The organism is Nocardia sp. NPDC005825, assembly GCF_040630175.1.
In the GTDB taxonomy this organism is placed as follows: domain Bacteria; phylum Actinomycetota; class Actinomycetes; order Mycobacteriales; family Mycobacteriaceae; genus Nocardia.
This window is the reverse complement of record NZ_JBEXXC010000014.1, coordinates 73,590-91,749: the sequence shown is the minus strand read 5'-3', so window position 1 is coordinate 91,749 and position 18,160 is coordinate 73,590. Positions and strand designations below refer to the sequence as shown.

Genomic DNA, 18,160 nt, shown 5'->3' with positions numbered 1-18,160 from the left:
CACCGGGGATATCCCGGCGGGGCCCCGGTCCGGGCACAGGGGGAAATCCGGACCGCATCTGGACGGCTACCGGCTCGGCGGCCGGTACATCCGGATCAACGATCGGCGGTCCGCCGCGGTTCAGTGCGCGTGCCCGTTCGGCGTGTCGAGGAGTCGAACACCGCGCGGGCCAGGCGTAGGCAGCGCCGGTCGCCATTGAGGGTGAGGCCCAGCCGATTGGGGACGTAGGCGAAGGAGAGCCCGGTCGCCGGATCGGCGAAACCGAGCGAACCACCCAGACCGGGTGTGCCGAAGGCGCGGTGGTCGGGAGAGCCGAAGGGGAAGGCGGGACACGACTTCCGGAAGCCCAGGTGGAATCGGGTCGGGGTGCGCAGCACGGCGTCCGGCGCGGGCACCGGGCCCGGGTCGGCGATGCGGGCCCGCACCTCCGGCGCGATCGGCAACTCGCCGGTCAGGCCCGCGGCGTAGATGCGGGCCAGGCCGCGCGCCGAGCCGACGCCATTGCTGCCGGGCAGCTCGATCGACATGACCTCGGGGCGCACGAAATCCTCCGGCATCCCCAGTTCCGGCACCGACAGGGCGCGGAAGAGCTGACCGCGGCGCAGCAGCGCCGGAATCGCCTGATTCCACGGCAGGTTCCGCTCGTGCCGCAGGTCCAGGCCGGTGGTGCGGGTCAGGTGGGCGATCCGGTCGCCACCCAGCTCCGCGTCCAGGCCGAGGGTGAAATCGACGCCGAGCGGACCGGAGATCTCCTCCGCGATGAACGTCCGGATGCTGCGCCCGGCCGGGTCCGCGCGGCGAACCAGTTCATTGAGATACAGCCCGATGCTGACCGGGTGATAGCCCTGCCGCGTACCCGGCGTCCACCCGGGACGCTGGGCCGCCAGCACCGCGGCCACGCCGTCCAGATCGTGCAGGTCGTCGAGGGTCATCCGGGTGTCGCGCAGGATGTGCAGGCCCACCTGATGGTCGATGAGCTGGCGGACGGTCACCTCGTCCTTGCCGTGGGCCGCGAATTCCGGCCAGTACCGCACCACGGGCTCGTCGTAGTCCAGCCGTCCGCGCGAGACGAGCACGGCCAGGATCAGCGCCGCGACGCCTTTCGTGCACGAGAAGACGGGCGCGATGGTGTCGCGCTCCCACGGGAGTCCGCGCACCGGGTCACGCGAGCCGCCCCACAGGTCCACCACGGGGGTGTCGCCGTCGAAGACCGCGACCGCCGCGCCGATCTCGCCGTGCCGGAAATTGCGGCGGAAGGCGTCGGCGACCCGGCCGTAGCCCTCGGCCACGTACCCGTGCTGCATCATCTCGCTCATCGCCGGCGAGCCTACGGGGACCGGCTTTCGGGCCGGTAGCGGCATCGGCGGGTCAGCCGCCGCCGGGCCGGTCGCGGGGCCCGGTTCATATGGCAATATCGGGCAAATCGCCCCTATTCTCGGATTCGGGGGCCACTGTGGCATGCAGCCACTCCCGTTGTGAAGGGGCCTGATGCCGCGCACCACACGGATAACCGTCATGCTGCTGTTCGCGGCCTGGGTTGTCGACTACATCGATCGGACCGTGATCAATTTCGCGTTGCCGTCGATCGGTGCGGACCTGGGGCTGGACCACATGCAGCAGGGGCTGTTGGTGTCGGTGTTCTTTCTCGCGTACGCGATCATCCAGGTGCCCGGGGGTCTGCTCGCGGATCGGTACGGGGCGCTGCGGGTGGGGATCGTCGGATTGACCGCTTGGTCGATCTTCACCGGGTTGACCGCGCTCGCCTGGTCGTTCAGCGTGCTGCTGGCCATTCGCTTCCTCTTCGGTCTGGTGCAGGGCGTGTTCCCGGCGGCGGCCATCAAGGCGCTCGCCGAACGCAGCCATCCCGATCAGCGCACCACGGCCGCCGGCTGGACCAACTCCTCCAACGCCGCGGGCCTGCTGCTGGCGGCGGTGATCGCGGGCGTGCTGCTGCCCACGGTGGGCTGGCGGGTCATGTTCGCGGTCATCTCGGTGCTCGGGGTGGCCGTCATCCTGGCCTGGCGGCGGTGGATGCCGGAACCGCTGACCCAGGACGAGATTCCGGTCGCGCACGCCGGGCCCGCTGCCGAACGCCGCTCGGTGCTGTTCTCCCCCGCACTGCTCGGCTTCGCGGTCATGTTCTTCGGCTACGACGTACTGGTGTGGGGCGTGACCGCGTGGACGCCGACCTTCCTGCACGAGCAGCGCGGAATCTCCATGGCGGGCATCGCTTTCGCGGCGGTGCCGACCACGCTGGCCGCGGCGGCCGGGGTGGTACTGGGGGCACGGCTCTCGGATCGGCTCGGCGGACGGCCACGGGTGATCGTGGTGCCCGCCATGGCGTTCACCGCCGCCATGCTGTTCGCGCTGCCGCGGGCGGAATCGTTCCCGCTTTTCGTGGTGCTGGGCGTGGTGATGAGCCTGGTCGCGGGGCTGGCCTACATGCCCGCGTTCTCGGTGCCGCTGCGGGCGCTGCCCAGCGTCTACATCGGCGGGGCCACCGGCGTGATCGTCTTCGGCGGGCAGCTGGCGGGCGTGGCGAGTCCGCTCGCCTTCGGGTTCATCACCGATCATGTTTCGTACACAACGGCTTTCGAAACCATGGCCATCGGGCCGCTGCTGGCCTTGCTGGCGGCGCTGGTGGTTCCGCAAACCGCCGACGCGTTCCGGACGATGGTGTCCCGGCGCGCCGCGGCGGCCGTCCCGTCGAAGGAGCGTCTCCCATGATCGAGCACTGGCAGCAGGTCTACCGGCATCTGCACGCCCACCCCGAGCTGTCGGGCGAGGAGCGGGCCACGGCGCGACTGGTGGCCGACGAGCTGCGCGCGCTGCCCGGCTGGGAGGTGACCGAGAACGTCGGCGGCACCGGCGTGGTCGGGGTGCTGCACAGCGGGCCCGGGCCGGTGGTGTGGCTGCGCGCGGACATGGACGGTCTGCCGGTGCAGGAGGAGACCGGCCTCGACTACGCCTCCACCGTGCCCGGGGTGATGCACGCCTGCGGCCACGACGTGCATGTGACCGCACTGCTGGGCGCGTGCGCGGAACTGTCCGCGAATCCGTTGCCCGGCACCGTGGTCGCACTGTTCCAGCCCGCCGAGGAGACCGGCTCCGGCGCGCAGGGCATGCTCAACGACGGTCTGCTGGAGCGGTTTCCGAAGCCGCGCATCGTGCTCGGCCAGCATGTCGGCCCGCTGCCCGCGGGGCTGATCCTGAGCCGCCCCGGCACCCTGATGGCCGCCTCCGACTCGGTGCGCATCACCTTCCTCGGCAAGGGCGGCCACGCCTCCCAGCCGCACACCGCCATCGACCCGCTGCTCATGGCGGCGGCATTCGTGGTGCGCATGCAGGCGCTGACCGCCCGCCAGACCGCCACCGCCGCAACGCCGGTCCTCACCGCCGGGGCGCTGCACGCGGGCACCCGACCCAATATCATCGCCGACAGCTCCGAGGTGCTGCTCAGCCTGCGCACCTTCACCGACGGCTCCCGTTCCCGCATGATCGAGGGCATCCAGCGCCTCGCCGAGGCCGAGGCCGCCGCCGCGGGCGCGCCCCAGGAACCGAAAGTCGAGTTCTACGACCACTTCCCGGTCACCGAGAACACCCCCGGCGACACCGAACGCGTCCTGGCCGCCCTCACCGCCGCCGACCTCCCCGTCATGCCCATGCAGAACCCCATCACCGGCAGTGAGGATTTCGGCGCCTTCGGCACCGCCGCCGAGGTCCCCTCCGTCTTCTGGCACATCGGAGGCATGGACCCCGCCCGCTTCACCCAGGACGACCTCCACTACATGCTCACCGAATCCGCCCTCCCACCCCACTACCCCTCCAACCACTCCCCCCACTTCGCCCCCGACCCCGCCCAAGCCCTCCCCGCCGCCATCACCACCATGCTGACGGCGGCCCGCGCCGAACTCACCCGCCCATAACTGGCGAGCCCGGTATCCCTTGCCGCACAGGCGAAGTGGATACCGGGCTCGAGATCTTCTACTGGAATTAGGTCAGCACCAGATCTGCCACCATGCGCACTTCGGCGGCGTGGTGGTGGTCGGCGGCGCCGTCGTGGTCGTCGGCGGTGCGGTCGTGGTCACCGGCGGGACCGTGGTCGTGGCGGGCGGCGCGGTCGTGGTCGCCGGGGCGCAATTCCACTGCCACGGAGCACATTGCGCCGTCGTGGTCGGCGCGGGCGTCGTGGTCTGGCCGCAACTCCAATCCCACGGCGCGCACTGCTTCGTCGTCGTGGTCGGGGGTGCGGTCGTGGTCGTCGGCGGCACGGTCGTCGTGGTGGTCGGCGGGACCGTCGTGGTCGTGGTCGGCGGCACGGTGGTCGTCGTCGACGGCGGCGTCCAGGCCGGAGCGACGGTGACCGTCATATTGCCCTGGTCGGTGTAGTAGCCGCCCGGACAGGTCACCGAGGAGATGAGTTCTATCGAACCCGCGTCCTTGGGTGTCCAGTGCAGGGTGGCCGTGGCCGAGCCGAGTTCGCCGCGGCCGGCGCCCCGGTCGATGAGAACCCGCCTGCCGGAATCGATGTAGTACAGGGTCGCGGTGCAGGAATCCTTCACCGTGAGTTCGGTGACCGTGTAGGTCACCCCGACCTGCAAGGCGTCCGTGGCGATGGTGCACCGGCGACGTCCGGCAGCATACGAAGTGCGGGACACCGCTGTCCGATAGTCGAATCCGTCGGTGGATCGGTAATCCGGTCGGGGTCAGGATTCGAAGGAGATGTGCAGTTCATCCGATTCGGGGAGGGTTTGGCAGGCGAGGGTTTGGCCCTGGGCCAGTTCCTCCTCGATGAGGGATTCGTTCTGGAGCATTCGGGTGCGGCCGTGTTTGACGGTGCAGACGCAGGTGGCGCAGGCGGATTCGCGGCAAACATAAGGGGCGTCGATGCCGTGATCGAGGAGGAGGTCGAGGAGCCTTTTGGTGCGGGGCCAAGGGAGGGTGTGGGATTCGCCGTCGATGTCGACTCGGACGGTGGCAGCGGTGGGGTCGGCAGGTTGTGGGGTGGCCGCGGGTTCGTGGTGTTCGAAGGGGTTGTCGGCCAGGGAGCGGTAGTCCTCGCGGTGGATCGCCCGATCGGGGATGCGGAGTTGACCCAGTCCCTGACGGACCGTCGCGGCGAATCCCGCTGGACCGCAGAGGTATACGTCGTGGCGTCGGTACGGCCGGGCCCAGCTTGCCAGAGCACGGGGCGTCGGCAGGCCGCGGTCGGATTCGAGCCAGTAGGTCACCGTGAGGCGACGCGGGTGGCGACGGGCCAGCTCTCGCAGCTGGGCCCCGAAGATGACGGAGGCGCGGTCGCGATTGGCGTACAGCAGGACGACATCGCCCCGGCCCAGGGTGAGGGCGGATTTCAGGACGGATATGACGGGAGTGATTCCGCTGCCGGCCGCGAAGAGCAGCAGGTCGTGGGTCCAGACCCGGGGTACGAAGTTTCCGGCGGGTTCGAGGACGGTGAGGATGTCTCCCGGAGAGACGTTGTCGCACAGCCAGTTCGAGGCATAGCCGCCCGGGGTGCGTTTGACGGTGACGGTGGGGCGGTCGTCGCAGTGGGGACTGCTGGACAGGGAGTAGCAGCGGGCCACGGAGCCGGTGCGGTCGCTGGGGACGCGCAGGGTCAGGTACTGGCCGGGGGAATAGGCGAAGCGGGGGGTGAGGTCGGTGGGGATGTCGAAGATCAGCGAGACCGCGTCGGCGGTCTCGCTGATGACTTCACGCACCTTCAGCTGGTGGGCGCGAGCGGTCACGGCGCTCTCCTGCCGAAGACCAGCTCACCGGCCGCCTGGATGCGGTCCATCGACAGGGCCTGGGTCATGCGACGATTCACGCCCGGCGCCAGCCGCAGCATGAAGTAGCCCAGCCACGCCTCGGTGCGGACCGGGACCACCGCCAGGTCGTAGCGGATCGCGCGGACCACGGCGCGCGCCACCAGATCCGGACTCATCGGCGAGAACGGCAGGCGTTCGGCGAGTTCCTGGATCTGTGCGGTGAGCTGCTGTCCGCGCTCCACCAGCCGCGGATCCACCCCGACGGTGGTGGCGTGCCTCGCGATATCGGTGTTGATCACGCCCGGGCAGATCGCGCTCACCCCCACGCCTTTCGGCGCGAACTCCAGCCGCAGGCATTCGGTGAGCATCTTGACCCCGGCCTTGGACACCGAGTACGCCGACATGACCGGCGTCGGCGTGAACGCGGCCGCGGACGCGATGTTCACGATGTGCCCGCGCTTGCCCTCGTCGATCATGAGCCGCCCGAACGACCGGCAGCCGTGCACCACCCCGAGCAGGTTCACGTCCAGCTGGTGCACCCAGTCGTCGGGTTCCAGATCCAGAAACGCCCCGCTGACCAAGATTCCGGCATTGTTGACCAGCACGTCCGGCACCCCGTGATCGGCGTGCACGTCCCGGGCGAAGGCGGCCCAGGCGTGCGGATCGGTCACATCGAGCTGGGCGGCGACCGCCCGCCGCCCCTCGGCCTGGATCAGCGCCACCGTCGAGAGCGCCGCGTCCTTGTCGATATCGGAGACGATCACCTGGGATCCCCCGCGCGCGAACCGCAGTGCCGTCGCCCGCCCGATCCCGCTGCCCGCGCCGGTGACCACCACCAGCTTCGGATCGATGGCATTGAGTTTCACGAGACCTCCTCCGAGAACGCGACCGTCTCGGCCGCGACCGGCGCACCCACCGTGTAGCGGTAGACGTCCAGATCGAAATGCCGGTTCTGCCAGTACATCTCGCCGTGAGTGGACGGCCGGAACGGCGAATCACCGTGATTGTCGAGGTAGTAGGTGTTGGAGCCCTCGCACACCGGCGTGAACAGGAAGTTCTTCTGTTGCCGCCGCAGGCACTGCCGGAAGTACTCGTCGTGCACCTCCTGCCGGATCTCGACCTCGGTGGCGCCGCGCACCTTGGACTCGGCGATGACCCGCGCCAGATGCGCCGAGGTGGCCTCGATCATCCAGATGTAGGAGCCGAGCACGAAGCCGTACGGGCCGGTGATGGTGAACGAGTTCGGGTATCCGGGCACCGAAACACCCTGGTAGGACTGGTATCGGTGCTCGTCCCAGAACTTCTCGAGATCCTGTCCGCCGCGCCCGCGCACCGGGAACGGTGGGATGGAGCCCTTCTCCCACAGCTTGAACCCCGTGGCGCAGACGAGCACGTCGACCTCGTGCTCAGTCCCGTCCACCGTGACCACCCCGCGCTCGGTGATCCGCGCGATGGAGTCGGTGATCAGGCTGACGTCGGACCGGTTGAAGGTCCGCAGGTAGTCATTGGACATGGACGGCCGCTTGCAGCCCAATCCATAACGCGGCGTGAGCTTTTCCCGCACGTCCGCATCGTGGACCTGGGACCGCATCCAGCGCCGGATCGGCACCTCGGCGGCCCGGCGCACGGTCGAGGTCAGCCAGGCCGGTCCGGCCACCATGCCGCTCATGGCGACCTCGGTGCCGAGATTTCCGGCCAGCCGCAAGGCGGCGCGAATCCGTGTATTGCCCAGCACCATCCGCCCGAGCGGCCCCACCTCGGCGTCGTTCTTCGGGAACACCCAGATGGGCGTCCGCTGGAACACGGTCAGATGCTCGGTCTCGTCCACGATCGCCGGAATCAGTTGCAGCGCGGTGGCTCCGGTGCCGATGACCGCCACCCGCTTCCCGGCCAGGGAGACATCGTGATCCCACAGCGCCGTGTGCACCAGCGTCCCGCCGAAGTCGTCGAGTCCGGGAATGTCGGGCATCTTGGGCCGTTCCAGCCCGCCGATGGCCAGCACGATGTGCCGCGCGGTGAGCTGCCCCCCGCCGTCGGTGTGCAAGCGCCACAGGCTGTTCCGGTCGTCGAAGTCGGCCGCCATGATGGTCGTGTTCAACCGCAGTTTCTCCCGCAGCCCGTACTTGTCGACCATGCCCTCGGCGTAGTCCCGCAGCTCGGTGCCGGGCGCGAAGATCCGCGACCAGTCCCCGCGCTGCTCGTAGGAGAAGCTGTAGATGAACGACGGAATGTCCACCGCCACACCGGGATAGGTATTGGCATGCCAGGTGCCGCCGACCCGATCCCATTTATCCACGATCACGAAGTCGTGGATTCCCCTCCGTTGCAGTGCGATCCCGCTGCCGATGCCCCCGAATCCGGCGCCGACCACGATGACCTCGTGGTCGGGCCGGACTGCGGACGGCGCACCCGTGCCACCGCGCTGTGTTGCCATGTCGGTCTCCTCCGGCTCAGCCGATACGGTCGGACAGTTCGCCGTCCGCGCCGAAAAGCTCTCGCTGCCACTGCGCGAGCAGCCCGTCGGTGTCGATGTCGTCGGGATGGAAGCCCGGCCGCAGATAGGGCCGCATCTCCTTCAGCAGGCCCTTCACAATGGGCCCGCGCGCCAGCCGCACCGTCTGCCGCGCCACCTGCCACGGCCGCCAGCTGCGCGGATCGCTGAGGATCGAGGCGAGGACGCCGAGCGAGACCACCGGGATGGTGAACACGTACATCCCCGCCATCACCCCGATCCGCACGGCCTCGGTCCCGCCGGTCGCCCGGAAGACGTCGAACGCCACGGACTTGTGCTCGAGTTCCTCGAAAGCGTGCCAGTTCAGCAGATGCCACACCTCCGGGTCCCCCGGAATGTCCTGGATCTCCTGGCTGCTCAGAATCCGTTTGGCCAGCGTGGCCGTGTAATGCTCGGCCGCGGCCGTGAAGGCCAGATGCACCTCCGGCGGCACCGCGTTCTCGATCGCCATCACCCCGCGTTCGCGCAGCGCGCCCGGCGCGAAGGTGAACAGCCGCACGATCGGGAAGCCGTTCTCGACCAGCTGCTCGTTCAATCGCCGATGCTGCTGCCCGTGCACCGCTTCCTGCCCGATGAACCCGGCCACCCGCTTCTTGAGCACCGGATCGCCGACCTGCCCGGAGAATTTGCGCACCGAGCGGATGAACGACTCCTCGCCCGGCGGGAACGCGCCGGAGAGCACGGCGATCAAATGCGTCAAAGGGATATCGCCCCGGACGAATTGGTGCGCCATCGGCTCGGGGTCACCGAACCGGAAACGCATGCGCCGGACCTTCGGGTAGGGCATGAGGGACGTGGAGTCCTGCCGACCGATCGTCATTGGCCGGTCCTTTCTGGCAATGGAGTTGTGACTACTTCAGGTGGTCGACGAGCTGGCCGTCGTCGCCGAAAAGCTCCGACTGCCACTGGGACAGCAGGGCGGAGGTGTCGATGTCGTCGGGGTGGAAGCCGGGGCGCAGATACTTGCCCAGTTCCGGCATGAGCCGGTGGAAGACCGGACCGGTGAACAGCCGATACGCCTCGCGCGCAACGCGGATCGGCTGCTGCCGCGCGACCGGATCGCGCCCGACGGCCAGCGCCAGGGTCACGTAGGTCAGCGGCAGCGTGAGCGAGTACATGGCGAGCATGACCGCGATGCGGGTGCGCTCGCTGCCGCCGACCGCACGGAAGACGTCGAAGGCCACCGACTTGTGCTCGAGTTCTTCCAGCGCATGCCAATTCAGCAGATTCCAGACTTCCGGATCCCCGGGAATCGCCTGGATCTCATCGCTGGACAGGATGCGCTGCGCCAGGACCGCCGTATAGTGCTCGGCTGCCGCCGTCATGGCCAGGTGCACCTCGGGCGATACCCGCTCCTCGATCCACCGCATGCGCTCGACGGCCCGCGGCGAGTCCAGCCAGGCGATGGGATAGCCCAGCTCGACCAGCTTTTCGTTGAGTTTGCGGTGCTCGAGGCCGTGCATGGCCTCCTGCCCGACGAAGCCGGTCACCCGCTTCTTCAGCACCGGATCGACGACCCGGTCGGCCACCCGGCGGACCGAGCGGATGAAGGACTCCTCCCCCGCCGGGAAGCCACCGGACATGCCGGCCACGAAATGGCTGTAGACCATGTCGTTCTCGACGAAGTACTTGTCGCTGGAAGCGCGATCGAATCGGAATCTGATGCGGCGGGCCCGGGGATAGGTCTGCGCCGGAAGGGTATTCGCCATCTGGACCATCCTTGGTGCGACACGAAGTACCTAGTACCGCGTGTTCGATATACCAAGTGTAGAACTGTCCCAGACAGTAGACAAGGGCGCGTCCGGCCCGGCTTCAGCGAATGAAGCGCTCCACCATCCGGCGCTCGCTCGCGGCATCGGCCAGCGGCCAGGTCAGCAGCGAGAGCACGATGCGCACAATCCATTGCACCGCTTCGTCATCCGGCGCGACGCCGGTGAGTAGGGTCGCGATCCGCCCGAGCTCCGGCGAGCTGGCGAACGCGCCGTCGCTGCCGCCGGCCCGGGTGCCGGCGAATCCCTTGGCCAGCACCGGATCCGAGCGCACCGCGGCCACCGAGGCCAGGATCGCCTCCACGATCCGCCGCGAGCCCTCGTAGCGCCGCACGGTCGCGGCCACCCGCTCGGCGACTCCCACCGCCGACTTGGCCATGACCGCGTCGAACAGCGCCGCCTTGCCCGGGAAGTGCCGATAGAGCGTTGCCCGCGAACAGCCGACCGCCCCCGCCACGTCGTCCATGCCCACCCGGTCGAAGCCCCGCGTCTGGAACAGTTCCGAGGCGACCGCGACGATCCGATCCGAGGCGACCGATCGCCGCACCCCACCCGTCAGCCAGTCCACGCGCTGCTCGGCCACCATGCCCACTCCTCACCGGTGAAGATCAGGTCTCATCCTGAGACGTACGTCCGGATTCGTCCAGGGGTCAATCTGAGCAACAGACCGGTCTCAATTTGCCGGAAGTTCGCCCGCTCTATGTAAGGCTGTTTCCGGACGCGGTGTGCCGCGTTCTACTTGATCTGGGTTCCACCTTGTCGGCGGCTGATCGGGCAGCGAGGAGACACACGCGTGGGCGTAAGCGTGGCACGTATTCGGCAACGCATCGGCAAACCAACAGCCAAAGATGTCACCGCCGGTATGGCGACCGGTCTGTTCAGCATTCCCGAGGGGATGGCGTACGCCTCGATCGCCGGATTCAATCCGGTCGCCGGACTCTACGCGGGCGTGGTGCCGCCGATCCTGGGCTCGCTGACCGCCTCCACCGTCCTCATGGTCACCACCCTGACCAGCGCGATCGCCCTCACCGGCCAATCCGCCATCGCCACCGCGGGACTCGATCCGCACGATGCCGGCAATCTGGCGGCGCTGACCCTGCTGGTCGGCGTGGTCATGGTGCTCATGGGCGTGCTGCGCCTGGGCGTGGTCATGAGCTTCGTGTCCAACGCCGTCATGGTCGGCTTCTCCACCGGCATCGCCCTGCAGATCATGACCGGCGTATTCAAGGACGCCACCGGCTACAAGCCGCCAGGGCACAACAAGCTTGTGCAGGTATGGAATTGGCTCACCGGCATCGGGAACTGGCAGTCGTCGGCCACCTGGGTCGCCGTCGGCACCATCCTGGTCTGGGCGGTCGCCCGGCTGATACCCAAGATCGAGGCCTTGGCCCTGCTGGTCGCCATGGTCGTGGTGAGCGTGGCGGTGGCGATTCTGGGCACCGACGTCGAACTGGTCTCCGATATCGCCAGCATTCCGGGAGCGCTGCCCGGCCTGTCGCTGCCGAACTGGGATGCCATGCCGCACTTGGCCGCCGGGGCATTGTCGGTGGCGCTGGTCGCGCTGGCCCAGGCCGCCAGCGTGGCGCCGTCCATGCCGAACCCGGACGGCAGCCGCTCCAGCGTGAACGCCGACTTCACCGCCCAGGGCATCGCGAATCTGGGCGGCGGCCTGTTCTCCTCCTTGCCGTCGGGCGGCTCCTTGTCCCGCACCGGCGTCGCGGCCGGGGTCGGGGCCCGAACCCGCTGGGCGGGAATCATTTCCGGCGTCTTCCTGGCGCTGGTGGTGGTCGTCTGCGGCAGCCTGGCCGAGCGCATCCCGATGCCGGTGATCGGCGGCCTCATCCTGGTCGTCGGCGGCGAGCTGATCTGGGGCAAGGTCAAGGACATCGAGCTGGTGGCCCGCACCTCGAAGCTGTCCACCGCGGCCATGATCGCCACCTTCGCCGCCACCACGCAGCTGCCGCTGCAGCAGGCCATCGTGATCGGCGCGATGCTGTCACTGCTGCTGTACTGCGTGCAGGCGGCCGGACAGGTGCAGCTGGTCGGACTGACTCGCAACGACGCGGGCAAGTGGTGCACTTCGCCGGTGCCGCAAGCCCTTCCGCCCGGTGAGGTCACCGTCCTCGACTATCGCGGCAGCAGCTTCTTCGCCGAACTCCCCCGCCTGGAAGCCGCCCTGCCCGACGTCTCCGGCGCGCGGAATTCGGTGCTGGTGCTGGTGCTGCGCGCCATGCCCGACATCCCCTCCTCGGCCATCCTGCGCCTGCTCGAACGCTACAACCGCCAACTGCACAGCGCCGGTGGGCGACTCGTGCTCGCGGGCGTGGAACCGGAACTGACGCGGGTCCTGCAACACACCGGGCTCACCGATGAGCTCGGCGTCGACGGCATCGTCGGGTCCGAGCCCGAGATCTTCGGGCCGGTCGCCAAGGCCGTCGACCTCGGAACCACCTGGATCGACAGTCGGAAATCCCAACAGTGAGGTGACAGCACCATGACAGCAGCACCCGTCGATCGCACCGATTTCGACAATGCCGAGCGCGGACTCATCGACCGGCTCGACCCCTGCACCATCAAGGCGCAGGACGGACACGTGGTCTTCGACGCCGAGGCCTTCCAGTTCCTGAACGCCGATGGTGCCGACACGGTCAACCCGAGCCTGTGGCGGCAGTCCCAGCTGTGCAACATCCACGGCCTGTACGAGGTGTGCGAGGGCGTGTATCAGATTCGCGGCATGGACATCTCGAACATGACGCTGATCGAGTCCGACAACGGCGTCATCGCGGTGGACCCGCTGATGAGCGCGGAGACCGCGGCCGCCGGGCTGGCGCTGTACCGCAAGCACCGGGGCGATCGGGCCGTGACCGCGGTGATCTACACCCACCCGCACGCCGACCACTTCGGCGGCGTGCTCGGCGTGGTCGATCAGGACACCAAGGTGCCGATCATCGCGCCCGAGCACTTCATGGAACACGCCATCTCGGAGAACGTGTACGCGGGCACCGCCATGTTCCGCCGCGGCGGCTACTACGCCGGCGCGAATCTGCCGCGCGGCCCACGCGGTTCGACGGGCATCGGTCTGGGTCCGAACGCCTCGGCCGGCGAATTCGGTCTGCTCGCACCGACTATGGACATCACGGCCACCGGGCAGGAGGAGTCCATCGACGGCGTCCGATTCATCTTCCAGATGACGCCGGGCACCGAGGCTCCCGCCGAGATGAACTTCCTGCTGCCCGACCACAATGCCCTGTGCATGGCCGAGAACGCCTGTCACACTCTGCACAACATCCTCACCCTGCGCGGCGCGCAGGTGCGTGACGCGCGCGCGTGGTCGCGCTACATCGCCGAGGCCATCGAGCTGTTCGTCGACAAGGCCGACGTCGTGTTCGCCTCGCACCACTGGCCGACCTGGGGCCGGGACAATATCGTCGAGTTCCTCACCCAGCAGCGCGACACCTACGCCTACCTGCACGACCAGACCGTGCGGCGGATGAACCAGGGCGAGATCGGGTCCGAGATCGCCGAGAACTTCCCGCTCGCACCGGAATTGGAGGCGCAGTGGAACAACCGCGGGTACTACGGCTCCATCAGCCATGACGTGAAGGCCGTCTACCAGCGGTATCTCGGCTGGTACGACGCCAACCCGGCACACCTGTGGCAGCACCCCCCGCAGGCGCAGGCGACCCGCTACGTGGAACTGCTGGGCGGTGTGGATGCCACCGTGGCCAAGGTGAAGGAGTTCGCCGACAAGGGCGATCTGCGTTTCGCCGCCGAACTCGGCAGCCACGCGGTCTTCGCCGAGCCCTCGCACCCGGGGGCGAAGCAGACCCTCGCCGGGATCCTCGAGCAGCTCGGCTTCGGCTCCGAATGCGCCACCTGGCGCAACTGTTTCCTCACCGGCGCCTACGAATTGAGCAACGACATCCAGCCGACTCCGATGTCGGCCAGCCCGGCCGTCGCCATGGCGATGAGCGTCACCCAGCTCTTCGACACCCTGTCGCTGAACATTGTCGGCTCCAAGGCCTGGTCGGAGAAGTTCAGCATCGCTTGGCATTTCACCGACAGCGGCGAGGACTACCGCATGGAGCTGAGCCACGGCGCGCTCATCCACCACCCGGCCACCCGCAAGCGCGACGCCGACCTCGACGTCACGCTCACCAAGCTGGGCCTGCTGCAGCTGATGGCGACCGGCAAGTTCGACGGCTTGGAGACCACGGGCGACGCCGGAGTCTGGCAGCGGCTCGCCGGGCTGCTCGACAAGTCCGACCCCAACTTCGCGATCGTCACGCCCTGATGACCACGGACTCGACATCGCAGACCGCGCCGCCGCCCCCGGGCCGCGCGGCCTCGTACGAGGCCATGGGCCTGACCGGCATCCTCTTCGCGGTGCTCGCCGCGATCGCGATCGAGATGCTGCGCGAGCTTCCCGGCTGGAACGCCGATCACGCGACCGTGGAACAGTGGTTCGCGCAGTCCGGCAATCGCACGCGGATGACGGTCGTCGTGCTGGTCATGGTGGTGGCCTCGATCGCGCTGCTGTGGTTCATCGGCACCATCCGCCGGCGGCTCGGCAGCGGTGAGGATCAGCTGTTCGCCACCGTGTTCCTCGGCAGCGGGTTGGTGCTGATCGCCACCCTGCTCACCTCGATCAGCGCCTTCTCGATTCCGGCGACATTGGCGAGCCGGGTGAGTCCGGACGCGGCGGCAGACGCGTATCCGGTGAGCTACGGCCTGGGCATGAATCTGGTGACCGTCATCGCGCCCCGGCTCGGGGCGGTCCTGATGCTCTCGCTGGCCAATCTGGCCCGCGTCAGCGGCGCGTTCCCGCGCTGTCTGACGCTGTTGTCCACGGCGGCAGCGCTTTTCATGCTGATCGCGGTGACCACCTCGATCCACATCGCCTGGATTCTGCCCGCCTGGGCGCTGGTGGTCGGCGTGTACATCGTGCTGCGCCGCAACCAATTACCCACCGTCTGATCCGACGTCGGACGGTGGTCGCACAGCCGGTCCTCGGAATCGAGGACCGGCTGTGTTTCGTCAGCGCGCTTCCGCACCCAGCTCGACGGGCATGGAGCGGTAGGCGTGCAGATTGCGCAGCGGATGCGGGATCGGCGGGCCGTCCAGGCGCAGGTTCGGATACCGATCGAAGAGGGCGGGCAGCGCGATGCTGCCTTCCAGCCTGGCGAGCCGGGATCCCAGACACCCGTGGATCCCGCTGCCGAACGCGAGATGTTCCGCCGCGTTGTCCCTGGTCACGTCGAATCGATGCGGGTCGGGGAAGACCTCGGGGTCGTGGTTGGCGCCGGCCAATGACAGCAGGACGAGGGAACCGGCCGGTATCCGCTCATGGTCGAGGTCGACATCGTGGTTCGCGACCCGGCCGGTCATCCGCACCGGACCGTCGTAGCGCAGGATCTCCTCGACCGCGTTGCGCCACCGCCACGGCTCGTCGGCCAGCAGCTCCAGCTGCTCGGGATGGCTCGCCAGCAGGGCGATTCCATTGCCGAGCATGTTCACCGTGGTCAGGAAGCCGGCGTCCAGCAGCAGGGCCGCATTGGCCACCTGCTCGCGGCGGGTCAGGGCGTCATCGGCCGCCAGCATGCCGAGCACGTCATCGCGCGGTTCGTCGTCGAGTTCGTCGAACTGCCGGTCGAAGTACTCTTTGACCTCCATCAAGTCGTCGACGGCGTCGCGGTAGGTAGTCCAGGCCAACCCGCGTTCGAGCAGCGGCGCTCCGGAGTCGCCCCACTTCAACAGGGTCGAATGCATCTCGGCGGGCAGTCCGAGCATCTCGGCGATGATGGTGACGGGCATCCGCGCGGAGAAGTCGGCGATCAGATCTGGGTTGGGCTTCGATTCCAGGCGATCGATCAGATCATCGGCCACTTCGGCGATGCGCTCCTCCAGGGTCGCGATCGCCTTCGGCCCGAACGCCTGCCCGACGATGCGTCGATACCGGGTGTGATCCGGCGGATCGGTCACCAGCATGGAGGGCGGTTCCCCCAGGTTCGGCAGTCCCAGATCCGTTTTGGCCAGCAGCCAGCGGACCGGCTTGGGCAGGCTGGGATGAGTGGGCGAGACCACGCCGAAGCTGCGGTCTCGCAGGACGGTTCGACACACCTCGTAATCGGCGCTGATGTACACACCGGACATCCGGGGAATCGGGCCCCGCTGTCGGATCTCCTCGATGTACGGCGATGAGCCGAGCAGGCCGTCCGGTCCGAGGGCCAGCTTTCCGAGTGGTTCACCTCGGCGCGCCGACACCCGGGCAAAGGTGCGCAGGAAGCCGTGCATGAGCAGCCACCGTGTCCATGTGCGAGTCAACATCTTCACCTCGTCCACCCCCTGACCTGCCCTTTATGATAATGATTCGCTATGAGATTGCCAGGTGTGCTGGTATGACGGTCGAATCGGGCGGGCGGACCACTATGGACAGGCGCTGTTTCCTCGCGGGCATCGGTTCGGCCGCGGCGTTGCTGGGCCTCGCGGGAACGGGCGCGGCGGCATCGCTCGCCCGGGCGGATGCCCCCGGCCAGAGCCCGAACACGCCGATCTACCGCGCGCTGGTGCCGGAGATCTTCGCGCCCCTGCCGGACCCGGCCGATCACGTTTCCGCGATCGTCGTCGGATCCGGGTTCGGGGCGGCGGTCACCGCGCTGCGCCTGGCGCAGGCCGGGGTCGACGTCGCGGTGCTCGAGCGCGGATCGCGCTGGCCGAACGATCCGTGGCGCCCTATCTTCGCCGTGGACACGATCCCGGACGGCCGCGGCTTCTGGCATCGGACCACCTTCACCGGGGCGAACCGGATCCCGGTGGCGGTCGACTCGTTCGGCGGGGTCCTCGATGTCGGCAACTACCCGGGCATCGACGTGTGGCGGGCGGCGTGCGTCGGCGGCGGCTCGGTGGTGTTCACCGGGGTGATGATCGAACCGGAAGAGCGGTTCTTCGACCAGGTATTCCGCGGCGTGGTCGACTACCGGGAGATGCACGACATCTACTACCCCAGGGTGCGAGAGATGCTGCGGCCCAGCACGATACCGGACGACATCTACCGCTCCCCCGCGTTCGCGCACTCCCGCGCCTGGGAGGCACAGGCCCGCGCGGCCGGCTACGACCCGCAGCCCATCGACGGCACCTGGCGGTGGGACGTGATTCGCGACGAGCTGGCCGGACGATCGCTGCCGTCGGCGACGGTGGGCTGTTCCGACCTCGGCAACTCCAACGGCGCGAAATTCGATCTGAACCAGAACTATCTGCGCTGGGCCGAGGACACCGGCCGCGCCCGGATCTACCCGGGTCATCGGGTGGACGCCATCGCCGCGGAACCCGGCCGCCATGCCGTCACCGTGAGCAAGCTGGCCCCTACCGGTGAAGTCCTCCGCACCCGCACGTTGACCTGCGACATGCTGTTCCTGGCCGCCGGCTCGGTCGGCACCTCCGAACTCCTGGTACGCGCGCGGGCCACCGGCGCGCTGCCCAACCTGAACGAGCACATCGGCGAAGGCTGGGGAAGCAATGGCGATGTCGCCCTGGCTCGGCCGCTCACCACGCTCGAGGTCGGCACACAGGGCACGCCGTCCGCGAGCCGGATCCTGGACGAGGCGGGCGCGCCGGTCTCGCTGGAGAGCTGGTTCGTTCCCGGCACCACGCCCTTCGACACCGGCCTCGTCGGATCGCTGGGGATGGTGCTCGACGACACCCGCGGCCGGTTCGTCTACGCGGACGACGGGCGCGTGGACCTGCTGTGGCCGCCCGACGGCGCCGCCGGGTATCTCGCCCGAGCCCGCGAGGTCAACGACACCATGAGCTGCCACTGCGAGCTGATCCCGCGACCCGACCTGGACGCGAACGCCTCGATCACCGCGCACCCGTTGGGCGGCGCGGTAATCGGACGCGCGACCGACGAATACGGCCGGGTGCGCGGCTACCGGAACCTGTACGTGATGGATGGGGCGGCCGTGCCCGGCAGCACCGGAACGGTCAATCCTTCCCTGACGATCGCCGCGCTGGCGGAGCGCAATATCGAGCGGATCATCGGTTCCGGGGGTTAGCGCCGAGGGATACAGTCGATTGGTGGAGGAGACTCCGGTCCCACACCGTCGGCGCTCACG

General features: G+C 68.5%; 16 protein-coding genes. 7 read left to right on the top strand and 9 right to left on the bottom strand.

Features of this window, described 5'->3' with window-relative positions; all coding sequences use genetic code 11:
• Positions 1-95 precede the first annotated feature (95 nt).
• Entirely contained in the window at positions 96-1,316 is a 1,221-nt protein-coding gene (locus ABZ382_RS30305; RefSeq protein WP_357095947.1) for a serine hydrolase domain-containing protein, read from the bottom strand.
• Positions 1,317-1,488: 172 nt separating this feature from the next.
• On the opposite strand from ABZ382_RS30305, the gene ABZ382_RS30300 reads away from it, so the two are divergent.
• Complete coding sequence (locus tag ABZ382_RS30300; RefSeq protein WP_357095944.1) at positions 1,489-2,727, top strand: MFS transporter; 1,239 nt, start codon at positions 1,489-1,491, stop codon at positions 2,725-2,727.
• On the top strand, positions 2,724-3,926 hold the full coding sequence (locus ABZ382_RS30295; protein WP_357095941.1) for an amidohydrolase: 1,203 nt from the start codon (positions 2,724-2,726) through the stop codon (positions 3,924-3,926). The genes ABZ382_RS30300 and ABZ382_RS30295 overlap by 4 nt, the downstream gene beginning before the upstream one ends.
• Before the next feature lie 67 nt (positions 3,927-3,993).
• Here ABZ382_RS30295 and ABZ382_RS30290 read toward each other — a convergent pair whose 3' ends face one another.
• Entirely contained in the window at positions 3,994-4,152 is a 159-nt protein-coding gene (locus ABZ382_RS30290; RefSeq protein WP_357095939.1) for a hypothetical protein, read from the bottom strand.
• Positions 4,153-4,170: 18 nt separating this feature from the next.
• Between ABZ382_RS30290 and ABZ382_RS30285 the strand changes: the two genes are divergently transcribed.
• Positions 4,171-4,389 (top strand): hypothetical protein, encoded by a 219-nt coding sequence (locus tag ABZ382_RS30285; protein ID WP_357095936.1) that lies wholly within the window; start codon positions 4,171-4,173, stop codon positions 4,387-4,389.
• 317 nt (positions 4,390-4,706) lie between these two features.
• Here the strand turns inward: ABZ382_RS30285 and ABZ382_RS30280 are convergent, their stop codons facing one another.
• The 6 genes from ABZ382_RS30280 to ABZ382_RS30255 all read right to left on the bottom strand — a co-directional run bounded on the left by ABZ382_RS30280 (position 4,707) and on the right by ABZ382_RS30255 (position 10,635).
• Positions 4,707-5,747, bottom strand: coding sequence for a ferredoxin--NADP reductase (locus ABZ382_RS30280; RefSeq protein WP_357095933.1), 1,041 nt, complete (start codon positions 5,745-5,747; stop codon positions 4,707-4,709).
• Complete coding sequence (locus ABZ382_RS30275) at positions 5,744-6,634, bottom strand: SDR family NAD(P)-dependent oxidoreductase (protein ID WP_357095931.1); 891 nt, start codon at positions 6,632-6,634, stop codon at positions 5,744-5,746. Before ABZ382_RS30275 ends, ABZ382_RS30280 begins: the two co-directional genes overlap by 4 nt.
• The gene (locus ABZ382_RS30270) at positions 6,631-8,202 is read right to left on the bottom strand and encodes an NAD(P)/FAD-dependent oxidoreductase (RefSeq protein WP_357095928.1); all 1,572 of its coding nucleotides are present in this window, start codon (positions 8,200-8,202) and stop codon (positions 6,631-6,633) included. Before ABZ382_RS30270 ends, ABZ382_RS30275 begins: the two co-directional genes overlap by 4 nt.
• Before the next feature lie 16 nt (positions 8,203-8,218).
• Entirely contained in the window at positions 8,219-9,100 is an 882-nt protein-coding gene (locus ABZ382_RS30265; protein WP_357095926.1) for a metal-dependent hydrolase, read from the bottom strand.
• A gap of 31 nt (positions 9,101-9,131) precedes the next feature.
• Positions 9,132-9,989 carry a metal-dependent hydrolase gene (locus tag ABZ382_RS30260; RefSeq protein ID WP_357095923.1) on the bottom strand — a complete coding sequence of 286 codons (858 nt, stop codon included), beginning with the start codon at positions 9,987-9,989 and terminating at the stop codon, positions 9,132-9,134.
• A gap of 103 nt (positions 9,990-10,092) precedes the next feature.
• Positions 10,093-10,635 carry a helix-turn-helix domain-containing protein gene (locus ABZ382_RS30255; protein ID WP_357095920.1) on the bottom strand — a complete coding sequence of 181 codons (543 nt, stop codon included), beginning with the start codon at positions 10,633-10,635 and terminating at the stop codon, positions 10,093-10,095.
• 207 nt (positions 10,636-10,842) lie between these two features.
• On the opposite strand from ABZ382_RS30255, the gene ABZ382_RS30250 reads away from it, so the two are divergent.
• From ABZ382_RS30250 to ABZ382_RS30240, 3 genes are read left to right on the top strand one after another with little or no spacing between them, the layout of a single operon-like run.
• Entirely contained in the window at positions 10,843-12,531 is a 1,689-nt protein-coding gene (locus tag ABZ382_RS30250; protein WP_357095917.1) for a SulP family inorganic anion transporter, read from the top strand.
• 12 nt (positions 12,532-12,543) lie between these two features.
• Positions 12,544-14,343 (top strand): alkyl sulfatase dimerization domain-containing protein, encoded by a 1,800-nt coding sequence (locus ABZ382_RS30245; protein ID WP_357095914.1) that lies wholly within the window; start codon positions 12,544-12,546, stop codon positions 14,341-14,343.
• Positions 14,343-15,026: a hypothetical protein gene (locus tag ABZ382_RS30240; protein WP_357095911.1), complete on the top strand. Its 684-nt coding sequence runs from the start codon at positions 14,343-14,345 to the stop codon at positions 15,024-15,026. The genes ABZ382_RS30245 and ABZ382_RS30240 overlap by 1 nt, the downstream gene beginning before the upstream one ends.
• A 60-nt stretch (positions 15,027-15,086) precedes the next feature.
• On the opposite strand, the gene ABZ382_RS30235 is transcribed toward ABZ382_RS30240, so the two are convergent.
• The gene (locus ABZ382_RS30235; protein ID WP_357095908.1) at positions 15,087-16,376 is read right to left on the bottom strand and encodes a cytochrome P450; all 1,290 of its coding nucleotides are present in this window, start codon (positions 16,374-16,376) and stop codon (positions 15,087-15,089) included.
• Between the two features lie 71 nt (positions 16,377-16,447).
• Here ABZ382_RS30235 and ABZ382_RS30230 point away from each other — a divergent pair, with 71 nt between their 5' ends.
• Entirely contained in the window at positions 16,448-18,100 is a 1,653-nt protein-coding gene (locus ABZ382_RS30230) for a GMC oxidoreductase (RefSeq protein ID WP_357095906.1), read from the top strand.
• Positions 18,101-18,160 lie beyond the last annotated feature (60 nt).